This is a genomic window from uncultured Granulicatella sp., from assembly GCF_963516875.1.
GTDB lineage: Bacteria > Bacillota > Bacilli > Lactobacillales > Aerococcaceae > Granulicatella.
The window spans coordinates 60716-84321 of record NZ_CAUQCL010000004.1 but is presented as its reverse complement, the minus strand read 5'-3'; the positions used below and the strand labels follow the sequence as shown (position 1 = coordinate 84321).

The 23606-nt window shown below is 33.3% G+C and carries 19 protein-coding genes and 1 other annotated feature (1 of these 20 cut by a window edge); of the genes, 6 read left to right on the top strand and 13 right to left on the bottom strand.

Features of this window, described 5'->3' with window-relative positions; translation table 11 throughout:
• Positions 1-19, bottom strand: a binding site (T-box leader); it reaches 178 nt to the left of the window's first position.
• A gap of 51 nt (positions 20-70) precedes the next feature.
• The 3 genes from RWM24_RS02865 to RWM24_RS02855 all read right to left on the bottom strand — a co-directional run bounded on the left by RWM24_RS02865 (position 71) and on the right by RWM24_RS02855 (position 4726).
• Positions 71-916 (bottom strand): hypothetical protein, encoded by an 846-nt coding sequence (locus tag RWM24_RS02865; protein WP_314111339.1) that lies wholly within the window; start codon positions 914-916, stop codon positions 71-73.
• Positions 917-1104: 188 nt separating this feature from the next.
• On the bottom strand, positions 1105-3474 hold the full coding sequence (locus RWM24_RS02860; protein WP_314111338.1) for a phosphoketolase family protein: 2370 nt from the start codon (positions 3472-3474) through the stop codon (positions 1105-1107).
• Positions 3475-3949: 475 nt separating this feature from the next.
• Positions 3950-4726, bottom strand: coding sequence for a hypothetical protein (locus RWM24_RS02855; RefSeq protein ID WP_314111335.1), 777 nt, complete (start codon positions 4724-4726; stop codon positions 3950-3952).
• 243 nt (positions 4727-4969) lie between these two features.
• Here RWM24_RS02855 and RWM24_RS02850 point away from each other — a divergent pair, with 243 nt between their 5' ends.
• Together RWM24_RS02850 and RWM24_RS02845 are read left to right on the top strand one after the other, a co-directional pair.
• A complete protein-coding gene (locus tag RWM24_RS02850) occupies positions 4970-5254 on the top strand; it encodes a hypothetical protein (RefSeq protein ID WP_314111332.1) in 285 nt (94 codons plus the stop codon).
• Between the two features lie 32 nt (positions 5255-5286).
• Positions 5287-5730, top strand: coding sequence for a hypothetical protein (locus RWM24_RS02845; protein WP_314111330.1), 444 nt, complete (start codon positions 5287-5289; stop codon positions 5728-5730).
• Between the two features lie 45 nt (positions 5731-5775).
• Here the strand turns inward: RWM24_RS02845 and rhuM are convergent, their stop codons facing one another.
• The 8 genes from rhuM to coaA all read right to left on the bottom strand — a co-directional run bounded on the left by rhuM (position 5776) and on the right by coaA (position 16798).
• Positions 5776-6741, bottom strand: coding sequence for a RhuM family protein (gene rhuM, locus RWM24_RS02840; RefSeq protein ID WP_314111328.1), 966 nt, complete (start codon positions 6739-6741; stop codon positions 5776-5778).
• Between the two features lie 159 nt (positions 6742-6900).
• Positions 6901-7338: a GNAT family N-acetyltransferase gene (locus RWM24_RS02835; protein WP_314111325.1), complete on the bottom strand. Its 438-nt coding sequence runs from the start codon at positions 7336-7338 to the stop codon at positions 6901-6903.
• A gap of 247 nt (positions 7339-7585) precedes the next feature.
• Complete coding sequence (locus tag RWM24_RS02830; protein WP_314111322.1) at positions 7586-9952, bottom strand: AAA family ATPase; 2367 nt, start codon at positions 9950-9952, stop codon at positions 7586-7588.
• A gap of 67 nt (positions 9953-10019) precedes the next feature.
• Complete coding sequence (locus RWM24_RS02825; RefSeq protein WP_314111320.1) at positions 10020-11630, bottom strand: RNA-directed DNA polymerase; 1611 nt, start codon at positions 11628-11630, stop codon at positions 10020-10022.
• 6 nt (positions 11631-11636) lie between these two features.
• Complete coding sequence (locus RWM24_RS02820; RefSeq protein ID WP_314111318.1) at positions 11637-12299, bottom strand: hypothetical protein; 663 nt, start codon at positions 12297-12299, stop codon at positions 11637-11639.
• Positions 12292-13935 (bottom strand): AAA family ATPase, encoded by a 1644-nt coding sequence (locus RWM24_RS02815; protein WP_314111316.1) that lies wholly within the window; start codon positions 13933-13935, stop codon positions 12292-12294. The genes RWM24_RS02820 and RWM24_RS02815 overlap by 8 nt, the downstream gene beginning before the upstream one ends.
• A gap of 209 nt (positions 13936-14144) precedes the next feature.
• Positions 14145-15698, bottom strand: a complete 1554-nt coding sequence (guaA, locus tag RWM24_RS02810) for a glutamine-hydrolyzing GMP synthase (protein ID WP_314111314.1) — start codon at positions 15696-15698, stop codon at positions 14145-14147.
• Between the two features lie 176 nt (positions 15699-15874).
• A complete protein-coding gene (gene coaA, locus RWM24_RS02805) occupies positions 15875-16798 on the bottom strand; it encodes a type I pantothenate kinase (protein WP_314111312.1) in 924 nt (307 codons plus the stop codon).
• A gap of 168 nt (positions 16799-16966) precedes the next feature.
• Between coaA and mvk the strand changes: the two genes are divergently transcribed.
• The 4 genes from mvk to fni are packed head-to-tail and all read left to right on the top strand — an operon-like array spanning position 16967 to position 21233.
• Entirely contained in the window at positions 16967-17995 is a 1029-nt protein-coding gene (mvk, locus tag RWM24_RS02800) for a mevalonate kinase (protein ID WP_314111310.1), read from the top strand.
• 12 nt (positions 17996-18007) lie between these two features.
• Positions 18008-19033, top strand: coding sequence for a diphosphomevalonate decarboxylase (mvaD, locus tag RWM24_RS02795; protein ID WP_314111308.1), 1026 nt, complete (start codon positions 18008-18010; stop codon positions 19031-19033).
• A gap of 2 nt (positions 19034-19035) precedes the next feature.
• Positions 19036-20148, top strand: coding sequence for a phosphomevalonate kinase (locus RWM24_RS02790; RefSeq protein WP_314111306.1), 1113 nt, complete (start codon positions 19036-19038; stop codon positions 20146-20148).
• Positions 20145-21233, top strand: coding sequence for a type 2 isopentenyl-diphosphate Delta-isomerase (gene fni / locus RWM24_RS02785; protein WP_314111304.1), 1089 nt, complete (start codon positions 20145-20147; stop codon positions 21231-21233). Before RWM24_RS02790 ends, fni begins: the two co-directional genes overlap by 4 nt.
• A 424-nt stretch (positions 21234-21657) precedes the next feature.
• On the opposite strand, the gene RWM24_RS02780 is transcribed toward fni, so the two are convergent.
• Both RWM24_RS02780 and rsmA read right to left on the bottom strand, forming a co-directional pair.
• Positions 21658-22647, bottom strand: a complete 990-nt coding sequence (locus tag RWM24_RS02780) for a YeiH family protein (RefSeq protein ID WP_314111302.1) — start codon at positions 22645-22647, stop codon at positions 21658-21660.
• Positions 22648-22718: 71 nt separating this feature from the next.
• The gene (rsmA, locus tag RWM24_RS02775; RefSeq protein WP_314111300.1) at positions 22719-23603 is read right to left on the bottom strand and encodes a 16S rRNA (adenine(1518)-N(6)/adenine(1519)-N(6))-dimethyltransferase RsmA; all 885 of its coding nucleotides are present in this window, start codon (positions 23601-23603) and stop codon (positions 22719-22721) included.
• Between the last annotated feature and the right edge of the window lie 3 nt (positions 23604-23606).

Here is a 23606-nt window from a genome sequence, read left to right as displayed (position 1 = left end):
GCTTGATCATTGCTCTCGATTTAATTTGTTATCAGTATACTGACAATCCTTGAAACTGTCAACTGCTTTCCTAGTGAACCCAAGCTCCAGTGGCATCTACTTGATAACCATCTGATGTTTTTTCTGAAACAGCCATTTTACCACTGTCTTTTAAGAAATACCATTTACCAGATGACTCAACCCAGCCTGTCTTCATTTCGCCTGATGGTGCAAAATAATACCAAGCATCATTCCATTGCACCCAACCTGTTTGCATGCTACCTGAAGTGTTGAAGTAATACCATTTTCCATCTACTTGACCCCAGCCAGTTTCCATTGCACCAGATTCATTTAAGTAATACCAAACTCCATTCAACATTCTCCAACCTGTTTGCATTCTTCCAGATGTATCGAAATAATACCATTTATCTTTTACTTCTACCCAACCTTTTGAAACAACACCACGTTCTGGAATGTAGTACCAATATCCATCATCGAATACCCATTCTTCTTGTAAATAACCTTGTTCATTAAAGTAGAAATAACCTTTATCTGGCACAGATGTATGAATATCATCGCCTTCAACAGCATTAATCATCCCTTGTTGGACAACTGGCAATACTTGCCATCCTTTTACAGGTTTGAAGTTATCCCCAATAAATACCCAAGTATTGTCTACCGCCTGCCATTTTAACGCACGTTTTCCATCACGATATAATACTTTGCTGCCGTCTTTTTCAACTTTCCATTCAGGCGTACTATATCTAAATGGTTGTCCACACTTCGATACAGGTACATGTGCATCCCCTTTAACAAGAGCATTCTCTTGAACTGTACATTTTGGAATTATTCCTTCATTTTCAGCGGCTTGCACATTGTTTGCTGCTACAAAAGTTGATAACGCCATCGCACCTAATAAAAACTTCATTTTACTCATCATTTTCACTCCCCTTTACTTGTGTGAATATCTTAGCAAACCTACCTTTATTTGTCAATATACGATAAATATATTTTCTGTTTTAAACGATTAAATTCAAAGCTCGATTCATTTTGTACAAAAAATAGGGCTCGCCCTCAGATAGAAATCTATCGTCAGACGACTGCCCTATTCAATCAAAATCGTTATTATTTATTAACGTTTTCCCATTTCCAGCTTACTACTTCTGGAATATCTTCACCGTGTTCACGGATATAGCTGTGGTGGAATTCCACTGTTTCATCCATTTTCGCAGCAAATTCGCTAGCTTTGTCACCATATACAGCAACTGCAGCATCTTTTGCAACGTGGAAGCGGTCCATTTCAGAAAGAACACGCATATCGAATGGAGTTGTAATATCTCCGTTTTCACGGTAACCGTGGATATGAACATTGTGGTTGTTACGATCGAAGAATAAATCACGAATCATACCTTCATATCCGTGGAAGCAGAATACTACTGGTTTGTCAGCTGTAAATAATTTATCGAATTCTTCATCAGATAAACCACGAGGGTCAACTTTTGGAGAACGTAATTTTAAGATATCTACAACGTTGATGAAGCGGATTTTCAATTCTGGGAATTGTTTATGCAAGATTGAAATACCTGCTAATGCTTCTAAGTTTGGTTCAGTACCTGCAGCAGCAATCACTACATCTGGCTCTTCGCCATCTTTAACAGTTGAAGCCCAGTCAATTACTTTGTATCCTTCGCTTACTAATTCTTTAGCTTCTTCTACTGAGTAGAATTGAGGACGTGGGTGTTTAGATGAAACGATTAAGTTAATTTTATCTTCTGAACTTAAAGCTTCAGCCATAACTGCCATCAAGCTGTTTGTATCTGCTGGTAAATATTCACGTACGAATTCTGGTTTTTTCTCAGCTAAGTGAGTTAATAAACCTGGATCTTGGTGAGTATATCCATTGTGGTCTTGTTGGAACACTGTTGATGTTGCAATCAAGTTTAATGATGGATAGTTTTTACGCCATGGAGCGTGAGTTTTAGATTTACGTAACCATTTGAAGTGTTGAGTAATCATTGAGTCTACTACACGTAAGAATGATTCGTATGAAGCGAAGAATCCGTGACGACCTGTTAATACATAACCTTCTAAGAATCCTTCTGCTTGGTGTTCTGATAATTGTGAATCGATAACACGACCAACTGGTGAAATCCATTCATCATAGCTTTCATCACGACGACCAACCCATTGACGGTTTGTTGCTTTAAATACTTCGTTTAGACGGTTAGATTTAGTTTCATCTGGTCCGAAAATACGGAAGTTTTCAGGGTTAGCTTTTACTAAGTCAGCTGCAAATTTACCAAATTCAATCATATCTTGTTTTTGGATAGCACCTGGAGTTGAAGTATCAACTGCATGTTTCGTCCAATCAGTAATTTCCATTGGTTTTACAACCCCAGCATTAGTGATTGGGTTCATGCTCATACGACGGTCACCTTTTGGTGAAATAGCAGCAATTTCTTCTACTAATTTTCCGTTTTCATCGAATAATTCTTCTGGACGGTATGATTTCAACCAGTCTAATAAATGATCGATGTGTTCCATTGATTCACCTGATACTGGAATTGGAACCTGGTGAGCACGGAATCCACCTTCGATTGGTTCGCTGTTCCATTCTTTTGGACCAGTCCATCCTTTTGGTGTACGTACTACTAATACTGGCCAATGAGGCATTGTTGCTTCTTCAGCATTTTTAGCACGAGCTTCTTTTTGAATTGCTTGAATTTTTTCAATTGCTTCGTCTAATTTTTCAGCCATTAATGGGTGAACTTTTTCAGGATCAGTTCCTTCAACGAAAATTGGATCCCATCCTAAACCGTTAAAGAATTGAGTTAATTCTTCATCAGTACGACGAGCTAAAATTGTTGGGTTGTGGATTTTACCACCGTTTAAGTAAAGAATTGGAAGTACAGCACCATCATTTACAGGGTTGATGAATGTGTTTGAGAACCAACCAGCTGCTAATGGGCCTGTTTCTGCTTCTCCGTCTCCGATAACTGCAGCAGCAATTACGTTAGGGTTATCTAAGATAGCACCTGTTGCATGAGATAATGAGTAACCTAATTCTCCACCTTCGTGAATAGAACCAGGAGTTTCAGGAGCAGCATGTGATGCAATTCCTCCTGGGAATGAGAAAATTTTACACAATTGTTTGAAGCCAGCTTCATCTTGCGTAATATTTGGATATAATTCAGTATAAGAACCGTCTAAGTAAGAGTTAGATACCATTACTTGTCCACCGTGTCCAGGACCTTCAATGTAGAACATATCTAAGTCATATTTGTTAATAGCACGGTTTAAGTGTGCGTAAATAAAGTTTTGTCCTGCGATTGTTCCCCAGTGTCCGATTGGATGTAATTTAACGTCTTCTTTTTGTACAGGACGACGTAATAGTGGATTATCTTTCAAGTACATTTGTGCTACTGAAATATAGTTAGCTGCGCGCCACCACGCATCCACTTTTGCTAAGTATTCTGGTGTATCAAATTGTGTCATTTATAATTCTTCCCTTCTAGTTTTCTCTTCCAAAGAAAATTTGAAAAATGGCGTTTCAAAAATCCTTCAAAAAATAACCGTCAAGTATTTAACATATCTTTTTTTGCTTGTCAAGAAAATTTTAAAAATCAATCATTATTTTATACTATTTTCTAACATTTTTAGGATTTATTCCGAAAAAACAGTTATCATTTTGAATTTTGAAAACGTTCATAACCACTTTTATTTGACTGTTTGGCTACAAATTTCTTTAGTGGAATGATACAATTTTTTAAGACCTTTGTTAGGGGGTTCAATAGAAATTTACATAATTTTTTAAAACAAAAAATCTAATCGAAAAAATCTATTAAATCCTCATAACAACAGGTATTCCATCATATCATTTAAACGCTATCATTGCAATATATTTGCTTCATGCTCTATATCAAAAAAAAAATCCCTCCACCATTCGATAGAGGGATACGATTTTCAATTATTATTCTATAATTTCAGCATCGATTACTAGATGATCAGATTTTTCTTTATAAATTTCAATGTTTGCTAAATCATCTTTTGCTAAATGTTTTCTTAATTTTTCTGCCATGGCATTAAATGTAATATACGTCAATGCACCCGAAGTTACTGCGCCAACAACTGGAACAACTTTGGACACTCCATTGGCAAAAATTTTTTTAGACATTTGAACTCCAAGAATGGATGCAATTTTTTTAACGATTGGATAAACGAATCCTTTTGTAAATGCATGTTGAGGTAATTTTTTTGCAACTTGTTTCGCAATTTGTGCTGACAAAGCATGAACCGTGTTTACTGCACTATTAACCCCAAACATGATTCCGATGAATAAAATGAGTAAATTTTTTGTTTCTTCATTCATTTCTTTGGCATCAAAATTCAGTTCACTCCAGCCATATAAATAAATTAACTTTTGCAACACTCGCAAAATATGAGCAAAATATTGCGCTAAATCTGCTGGAAGTGATCCCAGAATCGCAAAACCGCCTGGAAGTCCCGCTGCTGCAGAAATCGTACTTACTTGAGTAGCCTCTCCTTTAATACAACTTTTTGCAATTTGATTAATATCTTCTACTGGAATTCCTGCATATGCCGGATTATATTGAATCGCTAATTCAACTACTTCTGGACGATATCGATCCCTTAATTCTTTTCTTAAAAATAATTCTCTATCAATTTTTACCATGGGAAGTTTTGTCGTTTCCAATAGTAATCGATCAATTTTTAATAATTTCAACATAATTTCTCCTAATTTAATCCAATACTTTTTGCTTGATTATAGCATAGGTTATGAGAGGCGTACACTAAAGGCGTCATAAACTAGACTTTTCTTTGAAATTGTGGCAAGGGACGATAGCAGCTCCTACGGGTCTCATATCTAACTATTTTGAAAAGGCAGGTTTATTCCGTTTTTGACGTAGAAATTTGATTGATAAGTGTCTTTTAGTATTGATATAATTAACTTATAAGGGAGGAATGATTGATGACAAACAGCGCATTTTTATTCACACTTAATCCAGATGGGTCAGCAATCATCGGATATGAAGATTATGATGTCGATATTTTTGATGGGGACGATTATGAAGTTACTTACTTATTAAATCCTGCAAACTTTACTAACCTCTTGCATCATCTCAATATTCCATTGAATCGAGACACTAAAAAACTATTGAAAAAAGAATTTGAGCAACATTTTGACTCTAGAAAATTCGAAGAGTTTTGTAAGGAAAATGATATTACTTATGAACGTAATGTTAGGATTGGATAATTAGCCAATAAAAGTTTTAAGGGAGAAATATCATGAACAATCAACAAGTACAAAATTTTTTCTATGATAAAAAGGATACTCCTTGTCCGATAACAGAATCTTTAATCAAGTCAGGCTATCAACAAGAACGTGAGGGATATATTGCTTATGCCAAAGCGCATGGTATTGAAGTGAATTATCTTGAAGCAAAACCTACGCAATGGTGGCATTTAATTAAATGTTATTGTGCTCAATCAGATCCTCTTAAACCTTTTCCTTATTCAGTCAAATGTGGGGAATTATACTTTTGGATGGCAGAAGTGTCAGGAGCATTTAGCCAAGAAGAACTATTGAAGTTAAAGGAACAAGCAACGGCTGCTTGTGTTAGAGTTATTAGAAAGAATCACTCCCTCCCACCTTTGAAAACTGCCAAAGGGAATCTCATTATTAGGGATTATTGTTTTAACAGGATTTGTGAGGTTGTTGAGAGAGTATGAATGAAAACTCCTGCTGACTAAATTTTCAGCAGGAGTTTTTGAACATTATTTTCTATTTTTTACTATATTTTCTATCTTCTTTAATTCACTTAAACAGTGATTTTCAACTTGGTTTAAAGTATTTTCAGCATCATTTGTCTGTTCTGTTTCACCTTTTATTTCTGTTGATTTACTAAAAAGTTTTTCTCTAATCGCTATATCATCATCTATTTTACTTAGTAATTGCTCAATATGATAGTTCCAATCTTTCATCGTCATCGTACATTCTTGTTTTGCTCGTTTTTCTGCAAAATCTAAACATTCTGAAACTAATTGATTAAAGCTACTCAATTCTTCCTCTGTAAAATATCTTTTAGATTCAGAATATGTTGGAAGTTCTCCTTTAACAAGTTTTACTTCCTCATTATCACCCAATTCAGTTGGTGTTTGATAATGAATAGAAAAATGTAATTTATTTCGAACTGTAGTAAAAAATCGTTTGGCTTCACCACTATCCTTATTATAATCAACGGATATTGCAAACAAATCTAACAGTTGACGATAAAATACTTTCTCACTGAAACGAATGTCATGAATCCGTTCTAAAAGTTCTTTAAAATAATGATCTTCTCCTAAATTTTTAAAACGTTCATCGTCCATAACAAAACCTTTAATAAAATATTCTTTTAAAACAGTAGAAGCATACTTTCTAAACTGTATTCCCCGTGGGGATTGCACATGGTATCCTATCGCTAAAATCATATCAAGGTTGTAGGATGCTACTTTTCTCTTTGGAAGTCCATCTTCTATCTCACCTTGATTTGTGGCTGTATACTGATAGTTGACAACCACTTTTTCATCTAGTTCTCCATCTTCTAAAATATTTTTGATATATTTACTGATGGTTTGCTTAGTTGTTTGAAATAATTCCGAAATCTGAAGTTGAGTTAACCATATCGTTCCATTTTCTAGGGTAAGATTAATCTTTGAGTTTCCATCTTCAGTGTGGTAGATAACGAAATGATTCATCACTTTTAACTCCTTAATTGTGGTGTGCATTAATTTATTAGTTGTCTCTGATTTTCCGAAGTTATTATAGCATTATTTTTCTAACTATTTAACCCAAATGCAAAAAGCACACAACTAAAAGATTCTACTCTTAAAGCCGTGCGCTTTTATTTATAAAATTATCTAATCCAACCTCTTAATAAACCTCTTTTGAGTTTTATCGCATACATATCCAATATTCTCATAAAATTTATGTGCTTCAACACGATATACTGCTGAGTTTAGTCTTACAAATGAAACAGAATTATCTTTAGCTTTTAGTTCTAAATGATTCATCAATTCTTTGCCAATTCCTTTGCCTTGGAACTCTGGTAAAACAGCTAACCCCAAAATGTTCAAACCGGTATAGGAATAAAGACTTTCATATACTTCAGCATGCACAAATCCAACTACTTTTTGTAACTTTTCATCTTCATATACATAAACATAATGATGATTTACATCCTTTGATAGTTTTTGTATTTGTCTCATAACTGTCTCGACAGATACTGAATATCCTAAAGAAATATTACATATTCTTTGTATTGCTTCTGCATCTTCTATTTTTATATTTCTAATCATGTTTTATTTCTCCATAGTTATATAGAAGTATTATCCCCAAACTTATTCCCAAATATCTTGGGGATAAATTGAGGGATATTTAAATATTAGTTCCTACTCTAACTCTTCTTTTTCTACTGTTCATTCTATTCAAAAGTGTTCAAAATACAGGTTTTTCATTTGTTGTTTACTGGGAAATTTGTTCAATTTAAGCTCATTATTAGATTTTTTACCCATCCCAGTTCCAGTTCCAACTATTTTGTACAAGCTAATTATTCTTTATTTCAGAACACCATTTATTCAGTTCTTCACTAACATCCCCAAGATGTGCAATTACATGTAGATTATTAAGTAAATATATAAAGCAAAGGATGTCTTTTGCAGTTCTTACTTTTTCTTCATCTGATATAACTGTAAAAAAATCCAATCTACCGCTTCGTGTTTCTTCCTCCTTGTGACTTCCTCCATTTAAAATAAGACGGTACATAAGATTGCTAAAATAACTTTGATATTCATCATCTAATTTATTAATAATACTTTTATCTGTTGATACTTCTGATATCCCCTTTTTATATTCAAAAGTAGAAAAAGCTTCAAGAACTTGTCTCATAATATTTCCAATCAATATACTATTATCAGAACATCCTTCCATAGAATAATCATAAATCATTTTCATCATTTCCGTATATTCGTGTCTCTTTTTATATTGGAACTCTATTAAGTTACATTTCTTTAATTCAAATAAGTTAAATACTGTTTTATTTTTTCCATAAGAATCATTAAATTCTTTTTGAAGTTCCTCAAGTATCTTTTCTATATCAAAAAAGGTCAATAAATCATGCGTTAATATAATTGCTTTTGAATTTAAATTACCATTAAGAAATTGTGAGAGCTTTAATTTTAAAAATGATAAAATTCCTATTTTATTCTCAAAATCATAACTTGATACCGGATCATCAACTATAATTAAATATTCGTCTTTAAAAGCGTTTTTATCGTCTTTCCCCTGAAGCATACTTGCAAAAAAATAACAAAGACCAATTATATTTCTTTCGCCAACAGAAATATTAGATGGCAAAACTGGTTTTCCATTAGACAATAACTTATATTTATCATTCTCAACAATTATTTCTAATCTTTCTTTAGAAAAGAAAATATATTTTAATCCCTTGTTTATCAAGTCAACAGCTATATCTATATTCTTGCGCTCAGCTTCTAATTTTTTACACAATGACAATTTCTCGTCTACTAGTTTATTAGCATTTTGTTCTTCGGTTGATAATTTTTCATACTCACTATATTGAGCAAGGTATCTCTTATAATCATCCCCAATATCATAATATGCAATTTCATTATTAATAGAAACTAACCTATCAATAATCGGTTTTGTATTAACTACATTTTTATTATACTCGTCTCTCTCTTCTTCAAGATTTTTTAACGATTTTTCCAGTTCAATAAGTAAAGAAGTAATATCTGTGATTTTTTCATAAGTAGAAGTGTATGGTGAATTTATTTTTTGATTAATTACCCTATTGTTCTCTTGTATTGTCTTATTTAATTTATTCAATAGCTCACAACTTTCAGGGTGAGAACTTAATTGTATGAATGATGTAAAATCAAAATTTATTTCTTCTAATAAAAATTCTGAAAGTTTTCTACAATGTTCCTTAACAAAATCCGACAAAATACTTTGAATTTTAGCCACCAAATCAACTTTATAATCATCTGAAATATCTTGTAAACAAAATGGGCAGTATTGAACTTCATCGTTGTCAAAATAGTCAAGCTGTTTTTGAAGAAAATCTTTTTCTCCAGTTTCAACTAATTTAAGTAAATACTTTTCTCTTTCACTTAAAAGAGGCTTCTCCATCGTTTCTTCTAATAATTTGCTTATTGCACTATAGTTAAAATTTATATATTCATCAGAAATTTTTATAATTTCCTCTATTATTTTTCCAGAACCTTGTTTAGCTTTTTCCAGTTCTCTCATTTGTTCTTCAAAATCAATAAGTAGTTCTAATCTTGATTTAGATGCAGTAATATTCACAAATTCTAAATATTTATCCTTTGGAACATTAGCGTTTCTACGCGATTCTTTTATTCTCCGTTCTCTACCCGCCCATCCATCATCATTTTTTAAAGTCATACACATTTTTTCTTTATAATAATATGGTGATTTAAGGTTTGTAACGTCCCTATACTCCTCTATTTTTTGTTTAATTTCAACTTGAATATCTTTTGCTTCAGATAACTGTTCTGTTGCTTGCTCAATTTTAACTGTCAAATCCGCTTTTTCACCTAACATGATAATTGAGCCTAAACCTTCCTCTTGTATTTTGACTTTATCATTTACAAAATCTTCATTAAATACAAAAATAGCCTTATCTCCAGACTCACCTATTGAAATTTCATGTGAATCATTATCATATAAACTTGCAGTTTCAATATTTAAAATATCTTCCCCTTTTACTTTTTTGAAGGCATTAGAAATAGTACTCTTACCGGATCCATTTCTTCCATAAACCAATGCCACTTTTGCAACTTTATCGTTAGTACTATTAAACAATTTTAACTCTGTCTGATTTACAAAATTAGCACCTTTTAGTTTTATACCTTTTATTTGCTCTAACACAAAACACCTCCACTTTGCTTGTTTTTACTATAGTAAAAATATCTCTTCTACAAAAAAATATATTTGTCTATCTATTACCTTTATCCTTTACTATTTTGTTAATGAAATAATCATCTTCATGAATTTTAATATCTTTGAAAAATGCTCTTTTTTCACCCTTTGAAAGGCTACTGCTAATCATCTTTAAAATTTGCCTTTCTTCCCATTTATCTGCACGATAATAATAATCTCTAATTTCAAGTAATTCTCCTCTAGAGAGCTTTCCATCTAAAGATTCCAATAATGCTCTTCCAATATAATCTCCCGAATTTCTCTTCAAATTTCTAAATGAATTTAACAAAATTTCTTTATTTTCAAGTAAATGAGTCGAATATATCCTTACTAGATATACTTGAATATATTCTGGCACGTCCACATTTGTCATCCATTCTTCAAAATCATTTTGAATTTTAACTAAATCATCCTTACTGATACCTTCGCATTTTATTACAGAATCAATAAAATATGGTATGAATTGAGGAAACTTTTTTAATATATTAGGAAGTTCCGTCAATCTTCTATATTCTTCTTTTGCAATTATAGTACGTATAATTGCTGTAATTGTTTTTTCTTCAATCAACATACTGTTATTAGCATCATTAATAAGTTTATCCAAATCGTTCTTTTTTAATTTTTCAATTTCTATATTAGATAATTTTCTAAATTTACTGGGAATAAGACCTGAATAACCTCTTATTATTTTAGGAAGATTGGGATGCTCATCATCAACTTCGTCAAAAGTAACATCATTTTGAGCATTATCCATATCATTACTAAGATTTTGTTTGTTATAGCTGGAAATATCTTTGACTTTAGTTTTTTGAGTATTCAAAAACATACCTTCCTTGCTTAATTTCAATGTTAGTAAAGCAAGATTACTATGAGCTTCGAATGCATTTTTAGCAAAAATCCTATAATCATCCACAAATCGGCAGAAGTCAATTCCTTTTGAGATAAGATAATTATCAACTTCGATTAAAGCAACCTCTGCAAGTATCCTTGAAGCATTAGAACCAACAGGTAACCCATAAGAATCTCTATTTGCCCAGTATAGTAATAATTCATTTATTAAAGAAATTATACTCTCATCAATTTTTGAATTAGATCTTAGGATAGATTCAATTCTATGAATATTCAATCTGTCATAAAAATTCGATATATCACACTCCACTACAACTTTATTTTTAGTATATTTGCTTTTTTCTAAGGTTCTTTGTCTAAAAGCAGTGTAATGAAATTTGCTATCAAAAAGTTTGCCTTTAAAACTCCCAAATCTATAGGAAAAAACTCTATCTTTGCTCTTGTTTATTCTCATTTTTTCTATTTCGTCGGCGATACTAATTACCAATGTTAAATATACAATTTCATCGTAAATGTCAATTAAAGCACATTTTCTATAATCTGACAAACTCTTCTTTGGTACCAATACATGCCCTAATTTATGAACCTTTAATTCTGAAAAACTATTTTTTTGAATAGAAGAGCAAACCATACTGCATAGTTCTTCTCTCACATCCTCATCTTTTAAATAATCAATTTCAAAAGCCCGATTAAACAATTCTACATCTGTCGTACCTTCATACAATATATTATCTATAGCCCTGAAACATGCTTTCCTTAATTTTTCTTTTTTCAACATAAATTATCACCAAATCTCCTCTAACAACAACCATCTAAAATCATTCATATCATCGACATACTCATTATTATTAAAATAAAGTTCATCATTTTTACCTCTGATAAAGCCAAAATTATACCCATGTTTATTCGCAAAATACTTAAACGCTTCCAATTTATTTTCTATTTGAATATCAATATTTTTACTTTGGCCTCTGCTTTCTCCACCTTTTGTTTCAATTAACCAAATAGAGCCATCTTCTAATTGGACAACATAGTCCGGATAAAATAACCTCTGTTTATCAAATTTTGTTCTATAAACTATTGATAAATATTGTTGCCCACTATCACCATTTTTATAGACATATTTTACATTTCCGTTCTTTTCACAATATTTCTCAAATAATCTTTCTGACGTAGTTCGGAAATCATCTGTAATCATAGAAGTGTTATATCCTTTATATACATTGCTTTCTATATCTCTTACATAATTTTCATATGGAACAAATCTGTAATGTTCTTCTAAATGAATTTGGAACTCTTCCTCTTTATTTTCCAAAAATATAAGTTTTTCAAATCTCTGACCGGAAAATTCAATAAAATCTTTTTTCAAAATATTAGAATTATTAATAATAAACTCATAATACTCCCTTAAGTTCAAATTTAATAATTTATATTTATTTTTATCCAAGTTCTTCTGAACCAAATATTTCTACTTTTAACTGTTTATATACTTCCATATCTTTAGTAATTAAAGGTGCCAATGTATCTCGAATAAATGCATCAGCATTATTTCCACACCGAGTCAGTTGCAACTCTGTTTTTAACCTAGTATATATTGAACCTCTAGCAGATTTATAGTCATCTATTGGATTATTTCTTTCAATTGATTTTTGCATTTCTTCATTTCTTATTTTTATACAATTATCATAATTTTCAACTGTTCGATATTTCTCACACAATTTATAAATAACCTCATCTTCTAAAAGATACGATTCTAGATTACGTTTCCTAAGAACTGTAATTCCTTTATCTTTTAATTCTTCAACTTCATTTGAGCTAAGATCATCACGATCTATAACCTTAATAACTTTAACATTTTTTAATAAATTACTAATTATCTCACCGTGATTTCTTTCAATATTTTTTATATCTTCACAAGAACCTCCAGAAATAAACAAAGCCCTTGGATACTCTTCCTCAAATATTGTTGAATAAATTGTTTTATCAAAATTCTTTCGGTGCCCACCACCAGAAGTTCCTTCACAAAAAACCACAATATTGGGTAAAATTAATTTAGAAAAATCACCCAAAGCCAACTCATAAAATTTATTCATTAAAATTTTATCAATTCGTTTAGGTTTTATGACTTGCTCCATATCAAAATCTTTATCCCCAAAATCTAAAAAGACAACCGTCCCTTCAAATTGTTTTTCAATCTCTTCTGCCTCTTTAAGCATACCTATTGAATGTGTAGAAATCCATAATTGAGAATCATTCGGAATAAGTTTTAATAATTCACGTAAAACCTTTCCTTGTAATTGAGTATGCATATGAGCTTCAGGCTCATCAATACAATATATAGCATTTTTATAATATGTTGATTGTATAACCAAGTCCAATACTAAATCAAAAGCAGACTTTTCTCCAGCAGAAAGATTACTATATTGAAAATTTTCTGAGACTCCCTTTGTAAAATAAAAATTTCCATTAATCAGAGGATCTCCAATCGAAGAAAATTCTAAATCATCAAATATATTTCTAATAGCTATTTGTATTTTACCAATTAATTCATTTCTTAATTCATTAACCAATTTCTTATCATCGTTATTGTTAAAGACTTCCAATACAGTATTTGAAATTAATCTCTGATAATTCTCAGAAACTGTTTTATCATTTTGGATTAATGACTGTAATCTATTATTGTTTAACGGATCTTGTTGTTTACTAATAACATCAATATAAAATTCCGATTCATTTCTATATGCACTTCTAAAATAAAAGTGCCCCTTTACTTCTGATAGATTTATTTTACCTTTAGGCAAATTTATATCATGGTAATCTATATTTACTAATTGTCCAACTTCTTCAAACCATGAACTATCTTTATGATTTATATTTCCTTCTTTTTTTCGAAGATAATTAAAATCTCCTACATCAGCATAGCCATAATATTTATAATAATGAAGAAAAGCTTCCAAAAAAGATGTCTTTCCAGAACCATTAGGTCCAACTAAGACAACTAATTTAGTAGTTTCAGGTATCTCTTCAACTGTTAGATGAGTAAATCTTTTAAAATTATTTAATTCTATCTTTTTTATTTTCATATATAAACTCCCTCTAAATATTTATAGTCACTTTTCAGCTATAGTATATCATTATTTTCTCACATTATTTATCTTTCCATTTTATTTAAATCAAATTTAATACCTATTTAGTTTGCAATACTAAATTAATATACACAATAATTATCTCTATCTTTCTTATACATAAAAAGCCCGGAGCAACATACTCCAGGCTAAAGTCTTCCCCCATCCTACTCCCACTCAATCGTAGCAGGTGGTTTACTTGTAATGTCATACACCACTCGGTTTACATGTCCGACTTCGTTAACAATTCTTGCGCTGATCGTTTGTAAGACTTCCCATGGGATTCTAGCGAAGTCACTTGTCATGCCGTCAATACTTGTTACTGCACGAATGCCGATTGTGTAATCATAGGTTCTTCCGTCTCCCATTACTCCGACACTGCGGATTCCTGGTAAGACTGTGAAGTATTGCCATACATCTCTTTCAAGTCCGTTTTTAGCAATTTCTTCTCTTAAGATGGCATCACTTTCTCGTACGATTTCTAGTTTTTCTTCAGTTACTTCTCCTAGTACTCGAATGCCTAGTCCTGGTCCTGGGAATGGTTGGCGCCATACGATTGAATCTGGCATACCTAATGCTGTTCCTAAGGCACGAACTTCGTCTTTGAATAATGTATTCAGAGGTTCAATTAATTCAAATTGCATATCCTCTGGTAGTCCTCCTACATTGTGGTGAGACTTAATAGTTTGAGCTGTTTTTGTTCCGGATTCGATAATATCTGTATATAAAGTTCCTTGTGCTAAGAAATCCACATCTGTTAATTTTGCTGCTTCATCATCGAATACGTAAACAAATTCATTTCCAATAATTTTACGTTTTTGTTCTGGATCACTAACGCCTTTTAGTTTGGATAAGAAACGTTCTTGGGCATTCACACGAATAATATTTAAGCCAAATTTCCCAGATAAGCTCTCCATTACTTGGTCGCCTTCGTCTTTTCTAAGTAAGCCGTGGTCTACAAAAATACATGTTAATTGGTCGCCGATTGCTTTTTGTAATAGGACACCTACAACGCTTGAGTCAACTCCGCCTGATAAACCTAATAATACTTTTTTATTGCCAACTTTTTCACGGATTTTTTCAATTTCCATCTCGATGAAGTTTGCCATTGTCCAATCACCTGTTGCACCACAAATATTGAACACAAAGTTTTTCAACATATCATTACCATGAATACTGTGACGTACTTCTGGATGGAATTGTACGCCATAAATATTTCGTTCTGGGTTTTCAAATGCTGCAAATGGTGTGTGGTCATTCGAAGCTGTTACAGTGAAACCTTCAGGGATAGCTGTAATTCTGTCACCGTGGCTCATTAAGACTTCTTCTGAAGTAGATAATCCTTGGAAAATTCCTGAATCTGTATTAAATACTTCTACTTTTGCAGGACCATATTCTCTTGTCGGTGAAGATTCAACAGTTCCTCCAAATAAATGAGTTGTCAACTGCATTCCATAACAGATTCCTAATACCGGAATTCCTAATTCAAAAATTTCAGGATCTACTGTAAAAGCACCCGATTCGTAAACACTATGAGGCCCTCCAGAGAAAATAATCCCTTTTACATTTCCATGCTTTTTGATTTCTTCGGCTGTAATATCATTATGAAGTAACTCACTGAATACTCCAAACTCACGAATACGACGTGTAATCAGTTGGTTATACTGACTTCCAAAATCTAATACAATAATTTTTTCTAACGAAGTGGTTCTTGTTGACATAAAAAGCCTCCTTAGTCTTATTATCTATATTGTAGCAGAAATTCACGAAAATTACCTTAAATATTTATAAAATTCGTTCGGATTTTTATTAAATTTTCTCATTTTTCATGTATTATCCTTCCATTCAAAAAAAGAACCCACAGAGACATCTATCCTGCGAGTTCTTCTTCCATTTTTTAATATTTCTTCACTTGAACATAGTCAATATGATGTCCGTATGTTTTATGCAAAATAAAGTCTGCACGTCCTTTTGTTGGTAAGATATATTCCTTTAGATTTTTCAAATTCGTTTTTTTCCATACATCTTTTGCCATAGCAATCGCTTCTTCTCGATCTCCAATCGCAAACTGGTAATAAAAATTATCGGGTTGAGTTTTTGCTCGTTCCATTAATAATTCGAAACGTTCTAAGTACCATTTTTCAATCAGATTTTCTTCTGCATCTACATAAATCGACCAATCAAAGAAATCACTGACGTAAATTTCTCGATTTGGTGGTAATTGTAATACATTAATTCCTTCCACAATTAAAATATCAGGTGGATAAATAACTTGTTTTTCATTGGGAATAATATCGTAAATTTCATGAGAATAAACCGGAGCTTCAACAGCTTCTTCTCCTGTTTTAATATCCAGTAAGAAATTCACTAATGATTCCATATCATAACTTTCTGGGAATCCTTTTCGGTGTAAAATCCCTTTTTCCACTAAATCCTTTGTTGGCCATAAAAATCCATCCGTTGTCATCAATTCAATCGTTAATTCTGGATATTTTTGTTGGAGCATTGTTTGCATTAAACGTGCTGTTGTACTTTTCCCAACTGCTACACTTCCTGAAACTCCAATAATAAATGGAACTTTTTTCTTCGGTTGTTTTAAGAAATATTGTTCTTGTTCGTGAATTTGTCCATGTTTTTGATAATAGATATCAAAGTAATCTAATAAGGGTACATATACTTCTTGTACGTCAATTAATGAAATTCTATCATTCAATGATGTTAAATGTTCTAATTCGTGTAATGTTAATGCCAAGTGATGAGCGTTTTGATATTGTTTCCATTCATCTCGGCTAATATGATAATACGTCGATGTGTCTGTCACAACGATTCTCTCCTTTTATTGAATTGCTTTTCTTGCGTATTTTACCATAGTTTTTTTAGGATGACTAACAATTGGGTCTTTAAATTTCCTTTAAATCCTCGCTTGTTCGTTTACACCTTTAGTGGTTTTTAGTATGATAAATAAGAGAAATTATGAAGGAGTTTTATCATGGAATATACAACAGCTTCCGGTATAGGACAGTCTACTGGAAAAGTCATTTTAATGGGGGAACATGCAGTCGTCCATCATCAACCTGCGATTGCCATTCCTTTTTCCGGTGTGTCGGTTCAAGCAAATATTCAACCAAGCTCCCATCCACTAAGTATTCATTGCGACTTTTATAGTGGATTAGCTTATGAAATGCCGGAAGTATTGAAAAGTTTAAAATTTACGATCCATGAAGCATTGAATCAAATTGAACAACTTCGTCCTGAATTAGGAATTACGCCTACTACTCGTTCGTATTGGAATAATGGGAAAGTAGAAAAAGGAGAGGCATCCTTCGTACAAGCACCTTCTATTGAGATTACGATTACTTCTTCAATTCCTGCAGAACGTGGCATGGGATCAAGCGCAGCTGTTTCAGTAGCGGTAGTGAGAGGATTGTTTGATTATTACAATGTTCCTTTAAGCGAACCATTATTATTCGAAATTGTACAAGCTTCTGAAAAAATCGCTCATGGAAATCCAAGCGGTATTGATACCGCAACGACTAGTGGAAAAGAAGCCGTATTTTTTATAAAAGGAGAAGCTTTACAACCTCTGTCTATTCAACTAAAAGGAACTTTAATTGTGGGAGATACGGGTATTACAGGACAAACCCTAAAAGCCGTTCAAGCCGTACAAGAAAAAATCCAACAAGAACCCGTTTCTACTCAAAAAATCATAGAAGAAATTGGAGTATTAGTACACACTGCTAAAACTTGTCTAGCAAAAGGAGACGTTGATACATTAGGAAGTCTTTTAACTCAAAACCATACACTTCTTCAACAATTAGAAGTATCAAACGAAACGTTAGACCATCTTGTTCAAACGGCTCTTGAAAATGGAGCGATTGGTGCCAAAATGACAGGTGGCGGACTAGGTGGCTGTATGATTGCTCTTGCAACAAATCTTGAAGAAGCACAAAAAATTACTGAAGCTTTACAAAAAGCAGGAGCTGTACAAACATGGACACATTCATTTTCCAATGAATAAAAAGGAGCTTATATGAAAACAACAGGAATTGCACGTGCGCATACAAATATTGCACTGATTAAATATTGGGGAAAAAAAGATAAAGCATTATTTCTTCCAATGAATAGTAGCTTATCCCTCACATTAGAGGCTTTTTATACCGATACAAAAATTACTTTAGATGAAACTTTAGAAAAAGATGAATTTTATCTAAATAATGTTTTGCAACAAGAAGCTGAAACACAAAAAATTTCAAAATTTTTAAATTTATTCCGTATTCCTGCAAAGGAAACACGATTTGCTCGTATTGAGAGTTATAACTTTGTTCCTACTGCAGCTGGTTTAGCAAGTTCTGCTTCAGCTTTTGCAGCTTTAGCAGGAGCAATGCATCAGGCAATAGGATGGGATTTATCAAGAAGTGAATTATCAACATATGCTCGTCGTGGAAGTGGAAGTTCTACGAGAAGTTTATTTGGTGGCTTTGTTGAATGGACTCAAGGAACGAATTCAGAAGATAGTATGGCGATTCCTATTGATGATGCTTCTTGGGATATTGGAATGCTCATCGTCGTTGTTAATGGAGCTGCTAAAAAAATCTCCAGCCGCGTTGGAATGGAACAAACAGTTGCCACTTCTCCTTTCTATCCTGCTTGGGTAGAAAGTGCAAAAACTGATTTAGAAGAGATTAAAACAGCCATCCAAGAGAAAAACTTTACACGAATGGGAGAAATCGCCGAATTTAACGGAATGAAAATGCATGCGACAATGCTTGCAAGTCAACCTCCATTTTGTTATTTTGAACCAGATAGTCTGATTGCTCAGCAACAAGTCGTTTACTTACGTGAAGTATTAGGAATTCCTGCTTATTACACAATGGATGCTGGTCCGAATGTAAAAGTGCTTTGTAAAGCAAGTGATTTAGACAAAATCCGTGACCATTTCAAACAGTATTTTGCTTCTGAAAAACTCATTTCCTCTCTTCCAGGAGAAGCAATGAGAACTTTAACAGAAGAAGAATGGCAAGAAAGCATTCAACATTTCAATCAAAAAGGAATTTAACTATGAATATACAAGCTACAGCTCCTGGAAAACTATTTATTGCTGGTGAATATGCAGTCGTTACTCCAGGACAACCGGCACTTATTGCAGCTATCAATCGCTATTTAACCGTTGACTTAACTCCTTCCCTCGAAGAAGTTGGAACAATTTATTCCACTCAACAACCGGATTTGATGCTTCATTGGAAAAGGGAACAAGAACTTTTACAAATAATCGAAGAAAATCATCCATATACATTAATGACTACTGCAATTGAAGTTGCCGAAACTTACGCGAAACAACGAAACTATTGGAATGAAGAGCTCTATCATTTGAAAGTGACAAGCCAATTAGACGATATTCACTCAAATATCAAATTCGGTCTTGGCTCTAGTGGAGCTGTCGTTGTTGCGACCATTGACGCTATTTTACAATGGCATCATATTCCTGTTGAGCCTCTACTCGTTTATAAATTAGCAGCCATTACCAATACTCTGCTTGGTAGTAATGGTTCCTTAGGAGATATTGCTTCTAGTGCCTTTGGAGGTATCATTTTATACCAACGAATTGATGCAACATGGATTCAAGAACAATTGCAACAGCATTCCATTTCAGAAGTTGTCGACAAAGAATGGACAGGCTTAGTCATTCAACCATTATCTTTACCAACAGCACTAAAAATGCTTGTTGGATGGACAAAGGAAAAAGCCGACACTTCTTCGTTCGTATCATCTGTCACTCATACAAGAACGCAAGCAGAAAAGGATGCGTATTACCAACAATTTTTAAAACAAAACACAGCGATTTTAAACCAGATAGCGACTGCTTTAACAGAAGAAGATACAGAAGCATTTATACAAGGAATTACGGATAATCGAGCTCTCTTATTAGACTTTGCTAAAGAGATGAATATCATCCTCGAAACTCCATCCTTAACAAAACTTTGCCAAATTGCGATTCAAGAAAACGCAAGTGCCAAAACTTCTGGAGCTGGCGGAGGCGATTGTGGGATTTGCTTTATTACAAAACCACAACAAGAAGACACCATCACAAACCAATGGGAAAAAGCTGGTATTCTTCCACTAAACTTAGAAATAGCCCCTTCAAAAGGCGCTATTAGAAAGGAGCTCTCATGACACAAGCCTATACACAACAAATGAAAAGAAAAGATGAACATGTGGGGCATGCGACTCAACAATATCAATCACAGTCGAATTTAGAATTACGACAAACTCGTTTTGTCCATCATCCTCTATCTGAAATGGCTGTAGATGAAGTTTCTCTTCAAACAAAAATGGCAGGATTCACTTTAGAAACTCCATTTTTCATTAATGCAATTACTGGTGGAAGTCCTAGAACGACTCTCATTAATCAACGACTAGCACAATTGGCGCATGAAACTGGAATTGCGATGGCAACTGGTTCGATGAGTATTGCCATGAAAGACCCTTCTACTGCAGAAAGCTTCACCATTATCCGAAAAGAGAATCCTAATGGAATTGTATTGGCGAATTTAGGAGCACATTATACAGTTGAATCTGCTAAAAAATCAATTGATCTTATTGAAGCAAATGGGATTCAAATTCATGTGAACACGTTACAAGAATTAGTGATGCCAGAAGGCGATCGCTCTTTCCATCATTGGTTAAAAAATATTGAGGAAATAGTAACTAATGTAGACGTTCCTGTTATTGTTAAAGAAGTCGGATTTGGATTTAGTAGAGAAGCCATACAAGAACTAATCAATATCGGAGTTCAAACGATTGATATTAGTGGACGTGGAGGCACAAATTTTGCAGCCATTGAAAATGCTCGAAGAGAAGATAATTTATATGATGAATTAGAGGACTGGGGACAAACAACGGTTCAGTCCTTAGTAGAAGGTTATGATTTACCTTGTGAACTCATTGCTTCTGGGGGCATTCATTCACCATTAGATATCGTAAAATGTCTTGCTCTAGGAGCAAGTGCTGTAGGAATGTCTGGAGAATTTTTACATTTAATTCGCCCACAAGATTCCCTCCCAACAGCCATTCAAACCGTTAATGACTGGAAGAATCAATTAAAAAATATTTACACACTATTAGGCGTTTCAAACACAGAAGCATTACGCCAAACAGACATCATTCTTCCACACACAACCGCCCACTGGTGCAACGCCCGCCACATAGACTGGGCAACCTTTGCAAACAGAAGTAGACATACAAAGAACTTCTCATAAAAGCATGAGATTCTCTTTTACAAAGCTGCCATCGTTCAAAAAATAAATAGAAAAATAAAAGATTTGTCATGATAGCACAAGCAACTAAAACTGCAATAGCAGTTTTAGTTGTCGGAAAATTTGAGACCAAGGCTCAAATTTTAGCCATGAGACCGCAGGTCTGCTGGCGTCCGTTGCTACTTCATAACAAATCTTTTATTTTTCTATTCTACGACACAAATAAGAAATGAATGATTCTTAACAGATAGGCGAAAAATCCGACAATTAACAAGCAAATCATCACCACATGCAAATAAACTCCAACCATCGAAGTATTTACAAACGACTGAACCTCATTTACCTTCGAAAAAATCAAAATATAAATCAAACCTATCCAAAATCCTAAACTCAATAGGCGCTTCATAAACTCTCCTTTATTCAGGGATTACTTCATTACAAAATATTGAATCAATAAACTAGTCGCTCCTACCACAAACCAAGTTGCTAACCCTGTAGCAATCGGTTTAGCTCCCGCTTCACGGAAACTCTTAAATGATACTTGGCAACCAATTCCTGCTAACGCCATTGCCATTAACCATTTAGAAGCTAATTTTGCATATGGGATAAATTCTTTAGGGAAAATTCCCACACTTGTCACAACAGAGGCAACTAAAAACCATAAAATAAACATTGGGAAAATTTTCTTCCAATTTACAGATTCCCCAGATTTCTTTTGACGTCTTGCCTCAATAAGTGACAAAATTAAACAAGCTGGTAAAATCATCAACGCACGTGTTAATTTTACAATGGTAGCAATATCTCCTGCTCCACTACCATAACTATAACCAGCTGCGACGACACTTGAAGTATCATTAATTGCTGTCCCTGCAAATATTCCAAATTGTGCATCTGTCATTTGTAACACATGCCCTAAAAACGGGAATAAGAAAACAGCAATAATATTAAATAAGAAAATGGTTGAAATTGATAAGGCAATTTCCTCATCATCTGCTTTAATAATAGGAGAAGCTGCTGCAATCGCAGAACCTCCACAAATAGCTGTTCCAAATCCTACTAATGTTCGTAAATGATCAGACAAGCCTAACCATTTTCCTACAAAAGCTGCTGTTAAGAAGGCTGCCACAATCGTAACAAGCGTTACTTGTAAAGACTCTAATCCTGTTTGCTGCACTTGAGCAAATGACATTGTAAACCCTAATGCAATAATCGAATAATGTAATAATTTTTTAGCGGAATAATTAATTCCTGGTTTAAAATCACTTGGTAATGTATAAAAATTACTTACTAACATCCCAAAAATAATCGCAAATACCGCACTTCCAATAACCGGCATTACGTCTCCTAAAATAACAGCTAATACTGCTAATCCAAAGGTTAATAAAATTCCTTTACTTCGTTGAACCCATTGTTCCATTTTTCTCCATCCTTTCAAAAACAATTACACACAAATGTATCACTTTCTCTGTCTTTTCCCGTGAACAATTGTTACTCTTCTACAAATTGTTGTAATTGATTCGATAAGGCTGCAAATTCTTCAATCGTTAATGTTTCTGCTCGACGATTTGGTTCAATCGAAACAGAGTCCAAAGCTTCTTGGATTTGTTCTTTTGTTAGTTTTCCTGGTACATAAGCTTTAACTAAATTATTCCATAATGTTTTTCTACGTTGGACAAAACTATTTTTTACTAAATCAAAAAAGAAAGCTTCATCTTTAACCGTTACTAGAGGTTCTTCTCTTCGTTCCAACACTAAAATAGCTGAATCTACATTTGGGGCTGGATTAAAAACTGTTTTCGGAACAATAAATCCAATTTTAGCATGGCACCAATATTGAATCGCCACTGTTAATGATCCATAAGCTTTTGAATTTGGTTGAGCAGTCATTCTTTCTGCCACTTCTTTTTGCATCATCATCGCAAATCCATCAATTGGTAAGCCTGATTCTAAGAGATTCATAATAATCGGTGTCGTAATATAATACGGCAAGTTTGCTACAACTAATAATCTCTCCTCCACATTGAAGTGTTCTTTAATCACTGTTTCTAAATCAACTTTTAAAATATCTTCATGAATCACAGTGACATTATCATGATCAGATAAAGTATCTTCTAAGACTGGAATTAATCGCCCATCAATTTCAAACGCTAATACTTTTTTAGCAGCTCTTGCTAAGCGTTGCGTTAATGCACCAATTCCTGGTCCAATTTCAATGACATTTGTTTCTTTGTTAACATCTGCCACATCTAACATTTTTGTTAAAATATTCGGTTCAATCAAAAAATTTTGCCCTAAACTCTTCTTCACTTTAATGCCATGGCGTTCCATAATTTCACGTGTTCGAGTCGGTGTGGCAATATCTTTTTCAAACATCTT